General features: G+C 52.9%; 12 protein-coding genes. 2 read left to right on the plus strand and 10 right to left on the minus strand.

What is annotated here, in order from left to right:
* Positions 1-45: 45 nt before the first annotated feature.
* The gene (gene cheZ, locus OR573_10685; GenBank protein ID XGA78975.1) at positions 46-732 is read left to right on the plus strand and encodes a protein phosphatase CheZ; all 687 of its coding nucleotides are present in this window, start codon (positions 46-48) and stop codon (positions 730-732) included.
* Between the two features lie 345 nt (positions 733-1,077).
* Positions 1,078-3,252, plus strand: coding sequence for a catalase/peroxidase HPI (katG, locus tag OR573_10690; GenBank protein XGA78976.1), 2,175 nt, complete (start codon positions 1,078-1,080; stop codon positions 3,250-3,252).
* Positions 3,253-3,378: 126 nt separating this feature from the next.
* On the opposite strand, the gene kynU is transcribed toward katG, so the two are convergent.
* The 10 genes from kynU to OR573_10740 form a co-directional block, all read right to left on the minus strand.
* On the minus strand, positions 3,379-4,611 hold the full coding sequence (kynU, locus tag OR573_10695; protein ID XGA78977.1) for a kynureninase: 1,233 nt from the start codon (positions 4,609-4,611) through the stop codon (positions 3,379-3,381).
* 29 nt (positions 4,612-4,640) lie between these two features.
* On the minus strand, positions 4,641-5,720 hold the full coding sequence (gene ppk2 / locus OR573_10700) for a polyphosphate kinase 2 (protein ID XGA78978.1): 1,080 nt from the start codon (positions 5,718-5,720) through the stop codon (positions 4,641-4,643).
* A gap of 197 nt (positions 5,721-5,917) precedes the next feature.
* Positions 5,918-6,646, minus strand: a complete 729-nt coding sequence (locus tag OR573_10705) for an amino acid ABC transporter ATP-binding protein (GenBank protein XGA78979.1) — start codon at positions 6,644-6,646, stop codon at positions 5,918-5,920.
* Positions 6,627-7,283, minus strand: coding sequence for an amino acid ABC transporter permease (locus OR573_10710; protein ID XGA78980.1), 657 nt, complete (start codon positions 7,281-7,283; stop codon positions 6,627-6,629). The genes OR573_10705 and OR573_10710 overlap by 20 nt, the downstream gene beginning before the upstream one ends.
* Positions 7,280-7,957: an amino acid ABC transporter permease gene (locus OR573_10715; protein XGA78981.1), complete on the minus strand. Its 678-nt coding sequence runs from the start codon at positions 7,955-7,957 to the stop codon at positions 7,280-7,282. The genes OR573_10710 and OR573_10715 overlap by 4 nt, the downstream gene beginning before the upstream one ends.
* A gap of 8 nt (positions 7,958-7,965) precedes the next feature.
* Positions 7,966-8,820: a transporter substrate-binding domain-containing protein gene (locus tag OR573_10720; GenBank protein XGA78982.1), complete on the minus strand. Its 855-nt coding sequence runs from the start codon at positions 8,818-8,820 to the stop codon at positions 7,966-7,968.
* Positions 8,821-9,155: 335 nt separating this feature from the next.
* Positions 9,156-10,031, minus strand: a complete 876-nt coding sequence (locus tag OR573_10725) for a MurR/RpiR family transcriptional regulator (GenBank protein ID XGA78983.1) — start codon at positions 10,029-10,031, stop codon at positions 9,156-9,158.
* A gap of 180 nt (positions 10,032-10,211) precedes the next feature.
* Positions 10,212-11,252 carry a DUF2157 domain-containing protein gene (locus OR573_10730; protein XGA78984.1) on the minus strand — a complete coding sequence of 347 codons (1,041 nt, stop codon included), beginning with the start codon at positions 11,250-11,252 and terminating at the stop codon, positions 10,212-10,214.
* Positions 11,253-11,283: 31 nt separating this feature from the next.
* A complete protein-coding gene (locus tag OR573_10735; GenBank protein XGA78985.1) occupies positions 11,284-11,892 on the minus strand; it encodes a DUF4276 family protein in 609 nt (202 codons plus the stop codon).
* Positions 11,889-12,992 (minus strand): AAA family ATPase, encoded by a 1,104-nt coding sequence (locus OR573_10740; GenBank protein ID XGA78986.1) that lies wholly within the window; start codon positions 12,990-12,992, stop codon positions 11,889-11,891. The genes OR573_10735 and OR573_10740 overlap by 4 nt, the downstream gene beginning before the upstream one ends.
* Between the last annotated feature and the right edge of the window lie 65 nt (positions 12,993-13,057).

The following is a 13,057-nucleotide window of genomic DNA, read 5'->3' on the forward strand; positions in this document are numbered from 1 at the left end:
GCATGATAAGCAAACCCCAAAATGTTAAGTAACAGGTAACAAATTATGGCCCATTCACAAGATGCGCATAACAGCACCATGCCATCGGTGCTTGATGACCAGAGTGGCGAAGAGGTCATTCAACGTATTGGCCAGTTGACCCGCATGCTACGCGAAAGTATGAAAGAGCTCGGGCTGGATCAACAGATAGAGCAAGCCGCCCAAGCCATTCCGGATGCCAACGAGCGCTTGCATTATGTTGCCAGCATGACGGAACAGGCCGCTGAGCGTTCTCTTAACGCCGTTGAGCGCGCGCAGCCCACCCAGGACAGGCTGGAAGCAGTCAGCCAATCGCTTTCCGCTCGCTGGGAAACCAAACCCGACAGTGATCACATCACAGCAGATGATCAACTAATTGCGGATACGCGCCAGTTTCTGGCCCAGGAAGTGCCTACCCAGGTAGGCTGTGCTCAAAAAGAACTGCTTGAGATCATGATGGCTCAGGATTTTCAGGATCTGACCGGCCAGGTGATCAAGAAAATGATGGAGGTGATCCAGACCATCGAACAGGAACTGGTACAGGTGTTGGTGGACAATGTGCCAGAGGCCAGCGAAAGCATGAAACAGCTTGACCAGCGCGATGAACACGCCCGATTGCGCAATGGCCCACAGATGGATAAAGAAAAGGAACAAGAAGATGTCGTCAACGGCCAGGATCAGGTCGACGATTTGCTTGATGAACTGGGTTTCTGAACCAGGCTTTTGAACAGGCGCTGATCAGCATCAGTCTGGAATCTGCTAGGATCATTTATCGTGCGTTACGCTGCTCATAGCAAAAAACTATCACAAAGGTGTTTATTTGCAAATTGAAACTATAGCGCGCATCGTTTATAAATTATCTGCAAGTAAATAACCTAGTTAATAAAAGATCAATGGCAGGAAGCAAATTCAGTCAGCTTCCTGCATGAAAGTGTCATCAGGATTCGCTTAACATCACCGTTACGCTTGATGCGCGATGGCAGATACAATGATATTCCCTTTAATGTAGGGAAAGATAACAGACGTTATCTATAGCAATACACAGAGTGGAGGCTACGAATGAGCGACAACGCAGGTAAATGCCCCGTCATGCACGGTGGCAACACAAACGCTGATGCATCCAAGGAATGGTGGCCAGAAGCGCTGAATCTGGACATCCTTCACCAGCACGATAGCAAGTCCAACCCTATGGGCGAAGACTTTGACTACCGTGAAGAAGTCAAGAAGCTTGACTTTGATGCACTCAAGAAAGACATGCACGCGCTGATGACCGACAGCCAGGATTGGTGGCCCGCCGATTGGGGTCACTATGGCGGCCTGATGATTCGTCTGGCCTGGCATGCTGCCGGTACCTACCGTATTGCTGATGGCCGTGGTGGCGGTGGTGCCGGTAGCCAGCGTTTTGCTCCGCTCAACAGTTGGCCGGATAACACCAACCTGGACAAGGCGCGTCGTCTGCTGTGGCCGATCAAGAAGAAGTACGGCAACAAGATCAGCTGGGCTGACCTCTTCATCCTGGCAGGTACAGCGGCCTACGAATCCATGGGTTTGCCTGCCTACGGGTTCTCCTTCGGCCGCGAAGATATCTGGCATCCCGAGAAAGATATCTACTGGGGCGCTGAGAAAGAATGGCTGGCCCCGTCTGATGAGCGTTATGAAGACGTTGATCAGCCAGAGACTATGGAAAACCCGCTGGCCGCCGTGCAGATGGGCCTGATCTACGTTAACCCGGAAGGTGTTAACGGCAACCCGGATCCGCTCAAGACAGCCGAGCAGATACGCGTCACCTTCGCCCGTATGGCGATGAATGACGAAGAAACCGTTGCCTTGACCGCTGGCGGCCACACCGTGGGTAAATGTCACGGTAACGGCGATGCTGACAACCTCGGCCCGGAACCTGAAGCAGCAGACGTACACGAACAGGGTCTTGGCTGGAACAATCAGGTTACCCGTGGCGTTGGCCGCGACACCGTGACCAGCGGTATCGAAGGTGCCTGGACCACTAACCCGACCCAGTGGGATAACGGCTACTTCCACCTGCTGCTCAACTACGAGTGGGAACTCAAGAAGAGCCCGGCCGGCGCTTCACAGTACGAGCCGATCAACATCAAGGAAGAAGACAAGCCCGTCGATGTGGAAGATCCGTCCATTCGCCTCAACCCCATCATGACCGATGCGGACATGGCAATGAAAATGGATCCGGAGTACCGCAAGATCTCCGAGCGTTTCTACAACGATCCGGCCTACTTCTCCGATGTGTTTGCCCGCGCCTGGTTCAAACTGACCCACCGCGACATGGGCCCGAAAGACCGTTACATCGGCCCGGAAGCGCCCCAGGAAGACCTGATCTGGCAGGACCCGGTACCGGCAGGCAACACGGATTACAATGTTGAAGCCGTCAAGCAGATGATCGCTGACAGCGGCCTTAGCATCAATGAGATGGTCAGCACCGCTTGGGATAGCGCTCGCACCTTCCGTGGCTCTGACATGCGCGGTGGCGCCAACGGTGCGCGCATCCGCCTTGCACCGCAGAACGAGTGGGAAGGTAACGAACCGGAGCGTCTTGCCAAGGTACTGGGCGTGTACGAAAAGATCTCTGCTGAAAGCGGCGCCAGCATTGCTGACGTGATCGTACTCGGCGGCAGCGTCGGTATCGAGAAAGCCGCTAAGGCGGCGGGTTACGATATTCTCGTGCCCTTCACGCCGGGCCGTGGTGACGCGACCGACGAAATGACCGACGCTGATTCTTTCGAGCCGCTGGAGCCGCTGTCTGATGGCTTCCGTAACTGGCAGAAGAAAGAGTATGTTGTTAAGCCTGAAGAGATGCTGCTTGACCGCGCTCAGCTGCAGGGCCTGACAGCACCAGAAATGACCGTGCTGATGGGCGGCATGCGCGCCCTAGACAGCAACTATGGTGGCAGTCAGGACGGCGTCTTTACCGATCGTCCGGGTCAGTTGACCAATGACTTCTTTGTCAACCTGACTGACATGGGCAACCGTTGGGTACCGGTCAGCAACAACCACTACGAGATCCGCGACCGCAAGACCGATAGCGTCAAGTGGACCGCCTCACGTGTGGACCTGGTATTTGGTACCAATTCGGTACTGCGCTCCTACGCAGAAGTGTATGCCCAGGACGACAACCAAGAGAAGTTCGTCAAAGACTTCGTTGCCGCCTGGACCAAGGTGATGAACGCGGATCGCTTTGACCTGGAAAAATTCCAGCAAGCGTAATGCACTCGCCGCTCAACAGGGCCGAATTTACTCGGCCCTGATCCAAAAACGCTCGGGCTAATTACCCGAGCGTTTTTTTATGCCTGTGCGGCTGTTTTATGCCACAAGCAAATAAATACCCATGATTCAGGTCACCGCGGAGCGGGCCTGAAAACGCTCCTGGCGATACTCTCCTGTTGAGAGAACCTCCCGAAAATGCCTCGCTGCCTGCCACACATCTTCATAGACCAAGTAGAGGGGCGTAAAACCAAACCGCATCAGGCCGGGTTCACGGTAGTCACCTATCACACCTCGGGCGATCAATGCCTGCACCACCGCGTAGCCATTTTCAGGATACATAAGCGCTACCTGGCTGCCGCGCTCGGCCTTCAAGGGCGTAACGTCGTCAATACCGTAGGTAGTTAGCACCTCTGCCAGCAAGTGCCGAAAAAGCTCCGTCATGGCCAGGCTTTTATCACGCAGCGCCTGCATATCCACGTCTTGCCAGATATCCAGCGACGCCTCAAGGGCGGCGTACACCAGTGCCGAATGCGTACCGGTTCGGAAAGCGGTTAACCCGGTGGCAGGCGCATAATCTCCTTCAAACGCAAAGGGCGCGGCGTGACCGTGCCAACCGGTCAGCGGCTGCCAGCCCTGGTTCTGGGCGTCTTCGGCCACATATACAAAGGCGGGCGCCCCAGGCCCGCCATTGAGATATTTATAGGTACAGCCAACGGCAAAGCGAACGCCGCATTGGTTAAGCGCCACGGGCAAGGCTCCGGCGGAATGGGCCAGATCCCAGATCACCTCGGCCCCATGCTGGTGGATAAGCGCTGTGGTCGACGCCATATCCCGCAGCCAGCCGCTGCGATAGTTGACTTGGCTAAGCACCACAACAGCCACCTCGTCGTTGAGATAATCCGCCAGTTCAGCCTCTGGCGGCAAAACGCGATGCTCAAAACCGGCAAAATGGCAGAAACCCTCGGCAATATAGCCATCGGCCGGAAAGTTACTCCCCTCACTTAAAATAACCCGGCGCGCCCCACTCTGTGCCTGGGTGGCATAGCCCAGCAGTTTGTACAGGTTCAGGGTAATCGTATCGGTGACCAGCACCTCATGGCCCTGAGCACCGATCAGCGGCGCCAGCTTTTTTCCCAGGCGTTCAGGCGCGTCAAACCAGCCCTGGTTCCACCCCTTGATCAACTCGTCGCGCCATTGATCCATGGTATCCGCCACATACTGGCGCGCCTTGAGCGGCTGCGCGCCCAGGGAATTACCATCGAGATAGAGGGTGTTGGCGGGTAGGGCAAACTGCGCCTTGAAGCCAGCCAGTGGGTCCTGGCGATCCATTGCGCGCACATCATCAAGGCTGATCGACATGGGAATGCCTTCTCATTGGGCCCTAATTATCAGGAGTGCGAAAACTCGGCGCGCCCGACGATCAAGGGGTCAGCAGCACCGATGTTATTGATGTCCTTGCCTTCATAGTCAAACGCATTGAGCACGTAACGCATGGCGTTCAGGCGGGCGCGCTTTTTGCAGTCTGACTTGATAACCACCCAGGGGCACTCAGAATGGTCAGTGTGGAAGAACATGGCTTCCTTGGCAACGGTGTAGTCTTCCCACTTTTCCAGCGACGCCAGATCAATCGGGCTGAGTTTCCAGCGCTTGAGCGGATGCAGTTCACGCTCCTTGAAACGGCGCTGCTGCTCTTCACGGCTGACCGAAAACCAGAACTTGATCAGGTGCAGGCCGCTGCCCACCAGGTTACGCTCAAGCTCCGGCGCCTGGCGCAGGAAATCCTGATACTGCTGCTCAGAACAGAAGCCCATGACACGTTCAACGCCCGCCCGGTTGTACCAGGAACGGTCAAACAGCACCAGTTCACCCTGGGTGGGCAGGTGCTTGATATAACGCTGGAAATACCACTGACCCTGTTCGGTTTCCGTCGGCTTCTCAAGCGCCACGACCCGCGAGCCGCGCGGGTTCAGGTGCTCCATAAAGCGCTTGATAGTACCGCCCTTGCCTGCCGCATCACGCCCTTCAAACACAATGACAACCCGCTGACCGGTACTTCTGATCCACGCCTGCAGCTTCAGCAGCTCAACCTGCAGATAATACTTCTGCTTTTCATAGGATTTACGGGACAGGCGGTTCTTGTAGGGGTAAGCCGCCGTTCGCCAGTCTTCAACCAGCGCCTCATCCTTGGAAACAGCACGGCCTTTTTCAAACTGCTTCCAGTTGATCAGGGCTTTCTTCAGTTCCGCCACATCATCCAGCGAGGCACCATCGATAATATCCGCCACGGCCTTTAGAGTTTCTTCATGCGGCTCAGGCAACGGGCCTTTCAGCCCCAGAATATCGGCAATCGCCGCCGCCTGGGCTTCCTGGGCACCACGCGTTTTCTGCATGACGCTGAATTCGTCCACTAACGCCGCCTTCGCAGCTGCCTGTTGTGTTGTGTCTTTGGTCTTGTTGGCAAGTGTCATAGCGCTTCCTTGTCGTCGGGTCATTCAACGTGAATCAACCCCTTGCTCACATCATACCCCGCCACGCACAGGGCAAGGTTGATATGTGTCAAGTCGCATTAAGGTGTGACGACCAAGAAACCGAACGAACCTGGCTGAAAACTCAAGCCCAGTCGTTACACTGACCAGTATTCTTGCATACCCCAGCCTGTCATCTGTTAAAGCACCGCCGAAATAAACTGCTGCAATTCAGGCGTTTGAGGGTTACTAAACAATTCACTGGGGGCACCTTCTTCGTGAATGCGGCCTTGATGCATGAATACCACGCGATCAGCAACATCTCGGGCAAAGCTCATTTCGTGGGTGACCAGAATCAGTGTCATTCCTTCTGCGGCCAATGCCTCAAGTACACGCAGTACTTCACCCACCAACTCTGGATCAAGTGCTGACGTCACCTCATCACAGAGCATCACTTTAGGACGCATCGCCAATGCTCTGGCGATGGCAACCCGCTGCTGTTGCCCTCCGGAAAGCTGAGCAGGGTATGCATCGTATTTATCAGATAGGCCTACTTTTTCCAGCACCTCACGGGCAATTTTCTCAACCTCAGCTTTCTCCTCACCGCGTACGACAATGGGGGCCAGGCAAACGTTTTCCCCCACCGTTTTATGCGGAAAAAGGTTAAAGCTTTGAAATACCATGCCAACATTTTCACTGAGCTCTTTAGGCGACATTGATGCAGCATCAAGCTGCTTGTCAGCAATGGTAATCTGGCCACTATCGTGTATTTCCAACTGATTCAGGCAGCGCAGCAAGGTGCTTTTACCCGAACCGCTGCGACCAATAATCGCCACCACTTCGCCTTGTGCGACCGAAAGGCTGATACCTTTAAGCACTTCCAGCTTGCCAAAGGCTTTATGGACATTATCAACGTAGACCAGCGTCATAGAGCTTCTTCTCCAGGTAGCGCGCGTAGCAGGAAAGGGGGTAGCACAGCGCAAAATAAAGCAGCGCCACAAGGGCAAAGATGGTGAAAGGTTCAAAGGTGGCATTATTGAGCATGGTGCCTGCCTTGGTCAGCTCGACAAAGCCAATGATCGAGGCCAGTGCAGTGCCTTTGATGACCTGTACCGAAAAACCTACCGTGGGTGGAATCGAGAGGCGCAGTGCCTGAGGCAAAATCACATGACGCATGGACTGAAAGTAGTTCATCCCCAACACCCGAGCCGCATGCCACTGCCCTTTGGCAACCGCCTCCAGGCAACCACGCCAGATATCGCAAAGAAACGCGCTGGTAAACAGCGTGAGGGCGATAGAAGCAGCCAGCCAAGCAGAAATCGGATGTCCCATGGCAGCAGCACCAAAGAAAATCAAAAACAGCTGCATCAGCAGTGGTGTGCCTTGGAAAAGATCAACATAGAGCGAGGTTAAACGCTGCAGCCAGCGGTTGCTGGAGAGACGCATGAAGGTCAACACAAGCCCCACCACTGCCCCGCCGGCAAAGGCAATTAGTGAGAGCACTATCGTCCAGCGTGCTGCCAATAAAAGGTTGCGCAAGATATCCCAGAAGCTGAAATCAATCATCGTTGCTCTCCTTGCTGATAGGCAAATATCCGCTTACCTACCAACATAAAGCTGCGCCGCATGCCAAAGGCGAGGAGCAAATACAGCAGGGTAATCAACAGATAGACTTCAAAACTGCGGAAGTTGCGCGACTGGATAAAGTTAGCCGCGTAGGTCAGGTCAAATACCGAAATCTGCGATACCACCGCTGAACCCAGCATCACGATAATCGACTGGCTGATTAGCGCCGGATAAACCCGGGCAAACGCAGGTACCAATACCACGTGGCGATAATTTTGCAGCGTCGTCATGCCCAATGCGCGTCCTGCTTCCAACTGTCCTTTGGCCGTTGCATTGATACCGGCACGCAGAATTTCCGCGCTATAGGCGGCCAGGTTCAAGGTCATGGCAATAAACGCCGCGGTAAGCGCATCAATCTTGATACCGAGCCCCGGCAACCCGAAAAAGATAAAGAAAAGCTGCACAATAAAGGGCGTGTTGCGGGTCACTTCGACGTAGCTGCCCAGCCCCCATCGCACCCAAGGCTGCGCATTAACCCGTAGATAGGCCACCGCTACTGCCAGTGCTAACCCTGTCAAGGTGGTCACCACGGTCAGCATGACCGTGGTGGTAAGACCTTTAAGGAGTTCACTGACATAGGGCAACAAAGTAAGGAAGTCGAGTGTTGGCCCCATGATGAACCTCAGCTACCAAAGTTTTCTGGCAAATCAGCGTTAAACCAGCGCTGAGACAGCTCATTCAGGGTGCCATCCTCAAGGGCTTGCTCAATCAGGCGATTCACTTCAGCCATCAGGGCTGGCTCATCTTTGTTCATGCCCACATAGCAGGGTGAATCCTTTAGCTGGTATATCAGCGAAGGCGCACGATCACTATTACGTTCAGCAATCTCAGCGGCTACCACGTTACCAGTCGCCACGTAATCGACCTGTCCGGAAAGAAATGCTGAGATAGTGGTGGCGTTGTCTTCAAAGCGCTGTACTGTCGTCGAGTCTGGCGCAATGTCAGAAAGCTCCATGTCTTCTACGGCACCACGCGTTACCCCGATGGTTTTATCAGCCAAGCCATCCGGGCTATCGATACTTTCATCCGCATCGGCGCTGAAAACGCCCAGGAAAAACGGTGCATAAGCATCAGAGAAATCAATAGCGGCTTCACGTTCAGGGTTCTTGCCCAGGCTTGAGATTACCAAATCCGCCTGGCCTGTCTGTAAATAGGGGATACGGTTAGCACTGGTAACCGGGATCAGCTCTAACTCAACGCCCATTTCGTCGGCAAGGTACTGAGCCATATCAATATCATAGCCGCGAGGTTCCAGATCAGTACCGACTGAACCAAAAGGCGGAAAGTCTTGTGGTACAGCAATACGAATAGTGCCTCGTGCTTCAATCTCTTCCAGAGCATCTGCGTGAACACTTGGAGCGGTCGTCATCGCCCCGAGGGCGACTACCGCACTTAGCCCTGTCGCTAACATCTGGGTCTGTACGCTCTTGAAGCGGCGGATAAATGAGTGATTAATGCGCTGCGCTATCGATTTCATGGTGTTCTCCTGACCAGGACAACCTGGCCCCTGGCAAAGGCATGTTGTTAAGTGATCAGCCGTGGCGGCATGAGCAAGCAATGGAGCGAATGAAAGCTTTGTTTCATAAATTCCAACAAAGAAACTTTCGTTTCACCTGATCACTTAGTAGCAAGCGCGATACCACAAGAAGCTAAATTTTTTTATAACAGTAGCTTAAGAGACACGGGAAATGACGACTCGGCCAGAGCCGAGCTTAAAGAGGGCTTAGCAGATGTGTGAAACAAGATGAATGCAATGCTTTGGTGCACGTTTAGCTCATTCAACGGGGAGATGCACCATGCTTGGATGGAGAACTACTCAGCGTTCCAATCAACATCCATTGAGGAGGTTTCTAGTTCACTGAGATCGGCATAAATATCACTGATTGCGCTAATCCGCTCTCTGCCTTGTGACAAATGCCAGTGCAGCACGCTGTTGGCAAGCAGGCAGATCAGACTGTTGGCCGTTGCGTAGCTATCAAATGCCGAGAGGCTTTCCAGTGGTATATCCACAAACCAATTTACTTGGGCAGTAAAGTTAACCGCTGTCGGATCGGCCACCAAGGCTATTTTGGCAGGCGAGCGCTCTAGGGCATTTACCAGCGTTGGAAACGCCGCTGGCCGTCGGCGAAACCCAAACAGTACAACCAGATCCTGTTCACCAAGATCCACTATTTCTTCAGCGATTGACTGATTGGATTGAGGAATCAACCGAACCTGGGAACGCACCTGTATCAACTGCTGGCGCAAGTGCAACGCCAATGGGTAGCTGTTGCGAAACCCGATCACCAGTACCTGTCGCGCGTTACCAATATGTTGCACGAGGTCAGCAAGATTATCGGCAGACATGCTGTTAAAGCCACGTTGCAGGTTTTCCTTTTCACGTGACAGATGTCGCTGAAACGAACCCACAGCGTCTTCTTGCATGGCATCAGGATCAATGACTAATGGCACACCCAGGTTTCGAAGCTGGCGGGCATGGTCTTTGACTGTACGATAGCTATCAAAACCCAGGCGTTTGAAAAGACGGCTGACCGTCGATTTGGACACTCCGGTTAAACGCGCCAGATCCGCCGCGCTGAATACCGCAAGGTCGTCAAAGTGATCGAGTATAAAGCTCGCTACTCGCTGTTCTTGAGCACTGAGAGTCCCAAACTTAGCGGTAATTCGCTCTCCAATATGCGGCGTCATAGCATCCTGATCAGGTCATTTTTGAAAGACGAATTAGCGTCAAGTGTTGGCGCTGGGTATGTAAAGGCCTGCAAGCCTATTCACATCACAGGCTGTGAATTCTTTCATATTGAATCCAGCAACGGGTCTGATAGTCAAGCTTGACCAGACTAACACCTAAGCAAAATCAAGAGACAACTCTTACCTGTTTATCTCGGGCCTGGACGAAAGCCATTCCCGTATGACGGCAGGTAGCAAGGCACGCAACTTATGAGTAATCGCCTGCTCGTGTTTTTGCCACTGGATGCCCACATAGATAATGCCCAGACCGATGGCGGACAGCGCTATCGGGAACAGCCAGCTATCCTGAAATACATGGAAGGCCAGATAGCCCAGGTAACCGCAGATGCCCAGGGCACCAAAGAGCACAAAGACCCTGCGCAGTAACACCGCCCCCACGCCTACCATGGCCAGATTGATACAGAAATACAGAAACTTTGACAGCTCGCTATCCGATTCCTGAATCGATAGCCCCAACCAGAAGGCCACCACGCCAAAGAGATACAGCCAATAGGCGTAGTCAGCGTGGTGACGGGATCTGATATCCACCCACAACGCCAAGCCTATCATCAACAATCCACCGTACAGTGAAATCAGCCCTCTCGTTAGCAGCGTGATATCTTCGCCTGATACCAGCACTGCAACGTCCATGGTCATATACCAAAGCGTGACAGCAATCGGCATCACCAGAAAGGGGTATCTGTATTTCCACAGCATGACGCTGCCAACGGCCAGCGTTGCGAGTTCCATATATAACCAGTGCCATTTTACGACACGGTGATAATCCTGATAGACACTGTCATCCGGCCAGACCCCCATCCAATGCTGCAGACCATAGATGGCCAATGGCGTCATGCAGACAACAAAAGCCGCACAAATCCCGGCGGGAATCACAAGCTTTCTGGCCGCGAGCCTATGTGTAATGATCAAAGCGATGGCGGCATAGGCGATCGAAATCAAAAAGATACCGGCGCCCCCAAAGGCCTCCCAGCCCAGGGTCATAAAGACACTCATCGCCGCTATCGCTATCAGCCCGCCCAGATAATAAAGCAGATGACTAAAGGTAAAACGTGGCACCTCGTCAGGCTGCGCCTGCAAAAATCTGTAAAGCGCATCCGCCTGCTCGCGGGAGATAATCTGCTCATCCACCGCCTGGCTCAATTGCTTCCTTGTGATCTTCATGCAAGCCCTTCCTGTCGAGTCTGCTGACGTCTCATCGCGAATTTTGGTTCACTTTCAACTGCAAAATATAGTTCAGCCAAGCATCGAAGCGAGGGCAAGCCGCTCTTGCCTCCTGCAAACCGCCTTCTAATGCCACTGGACCATGAAATTTCTTATCATATAAAGGGGCAATAGCCTTGATGCGGCGAGACGGACAGGTTTTATAACCATCGTTGACCAGTTCAGCACCGCCGCTTTGCGCAACTATTTCGCGAAACTGCTCGCCTAGACCATTAACGCCAATGATAATTTCTGCGCGGTCAGGTACAGCTAACACCAGTGCTTCAAATTCGTACTGCTGAACATAAGGGGTAAATCGATGGCGCTTATCGGCAGGCATAAGATCGTTAATAGCTGCCTCTAGCACGTCTACATTTCCTTCAGGCCGTTTGTGAAACCCATAAAAATCATAGAACGTGGTCACATGGTCAAACATCGCGAGCAGCTTGCTGACCTCTTTTTCTACACGCTCCAGCGAAACACGCCCATGCATATCAATGGGGTAGGCGAATACTTGGTTTTGAGCAAGCACCGGTGCCAACACGCGCGTCACAAACTCACGTTCCGTTGCCCCTTCAACGCTAATGCCCAATCGAATCATGCTGGCGTTCCTCCCAGCAAATTTTTCTCCCAGAGTTCCCCTAGGCGATAATCATCTAACCATGCTTCCAGCGAATCCGTATCCAAGCGCCTGAAAGTAGAACGGTTCTCTTGGTGCTCGACAACAACTACATCGTCAGCGCTGAACTCATTGGCTAGCGATACTGACTGAGTAGAAATAATGATCTGGGTAGATTGGCTAACCAGACGCAGCATGGAACCTAATAGTTGAATGGCATAGGGATGCAGCCCTAATTCAGGCTCATCAAGTAATATCAGCGAAGGGAGGATGGGCTGTAATAGCAAGGTAGCCATGCAGATAAATCGCAGGGTTCCATCGGAAAGCGCATGGGCGTCAAAATAGGCATCACTGCCTTTATGTTTCCAACGCAGTCGAATTTTACTGTCATTATGCCGTTCAGGTGCCAGTATGAAATCGTGAAAAAAAGGCGCGACTCGCTGGATAGTGGACACGATCCGCTTATAGGTCTCCGGGCTATGCGCCTGGATGTCATAAAGAAAAGCCGCTAGATTTTCACCCTGCTCACGCAAACGCTCGCTATCTAACAGCTCTCCCGCCTGCTTCATTGGCGCGCTACTGCTAGTGTCATGGAAGTGATACACCTTCCAGTCAGAAATGTGCTTAGCAACATTACCTTCAATGTTCATACCTTGCGGTGCTGGCAACGCTGATTCGTCAGCACCAGGCTTGGAGAGCGCCTTTTTTTTGTCGCCACCTGAAAAGCCTATGGAATCGGCAAAAAACTCACAAAACTCTTCTTTAAAGACTAGGCGTCCGTCTTGCGTTGGGATCAAGGTTGCCCCGTAGCTATTGGGGTCAAAACGTAAATACGTCGACAGAGCAGGCGTCTGCTTACGCCCGAAATGTAGCAGCGCATCTGCTCCACCCTGCTCTGCCACATATAGCTGTAGATCTTTCTGCAGCAACTTGTTCATAAAGCGGAAAAAATTGATGAAGTTCGACTTCCCCGCACCATTCGGGCCTATCAGTACGTTTAGTGGCTTAAGTTCTAGCGAGGTCGACTCGATAGAGCGAAAACCCTTTATTTTTAGGTGCGTGAGGTAGCCAAGCTTAGCCATTCACTGTGCCCTCCAACCCATGTGATATGAAATTCCACCCTAAACCGGGCAGCAGTATTTAGTAT

It is taken from the genome of Halomonas sp. CH40, assembly GCA_041875495.1.
In the GTDB taxonomy this organism is placed as follows: domain Bacteria; phylum Pseudomonadota; class Gammaproteobacteria; order Pseudomonadales; family Halomonadaceae; genus Vreelandella.

Excerpts from the sequence above, each read along its gene's own strand:
- katG (XGA78976.1), top strand. The coding sequence starts at position 1,078 with ATGAGCGACAACGCAGGTAAATGCCCCGTCATGCACGGTGGCAACACA.
- OR573_10740 (XGA78986.1), bottom strand. The coding sequence starts at position 12,992 with ATGGCTAAGCTTGGCTACCTCACGCACCTAAAAATAAAGGGTTTTCGC.
- OR573_10715 (XGA78981.1), bottom strand. The coding sequence starts at position 7,957 with ATGGGGCCAACACTCGACTTCCTTACTTTGTTGCCCTATGTCAGTGAA.
- ppk2 (XGA78978.1), bottom strand. The coding sequence starts at position 5,720 with ATGACACTTGCCAACAAGACCAAAGACACAACACAACAGGCAGCTGCG.
- OR573_10705 (XGA78979.1), bottom strand. The coding sequence starts at position 6,646 with ATGACGCTGGTCTACGTTGATAATGTCCATAAAGCCTTTGGCAAGCTG.
- OR573_10735 (XGA78985.1), bottom strand. The coding sequence starts at position 11,892 with ATGATTCGATTGGGCATTAGCGTTGAAGGGGCAACGGAACGTGAGTTT.
- OR573_10710 (XGA78980.1), bottom strand. The coding sequence starts at position 7,283 with ATGATTGATTTCAGCTTCTGGGATATCTTGCGCAACCTTTTATTGGCA.
- kynU (XGA78977.1), bottom strand. The coding sequence starts at position 4,611 with ATGTCGATCAGCCTTGATGATGTGCGCGCAATGGATCGCCAGGACCCA.
- OR573_10720 (XGA78982.1), bottom strand. The coding sequence starts at position 8,820 with ATGAAATCGATAGCGCAGCGCATTAATCACTCATTTATCCGCCGCTTC.
- OR573_10730 (XGA78984.1), bottom strand. The coding sequence starts at position 11,252 with ATGAAGATCACAAGGAAGCAATTGAGCCAGGCGGTGGATGAGCAGATT.
- OR573_10725 (XGA78983.1), bottom strand. The coding sequence starts at position 10,031 with ATGACGCCGCATATTGGAGAGCGAATTACCGCTAAGTTTGGGACTCTC.
- cheZ (XGA78975.1), top strand. The coding sequence starts at position 46 with ATGGCCCATTCACAAGATGCGCATAACAGCACCATGCCATCGGTGCTT.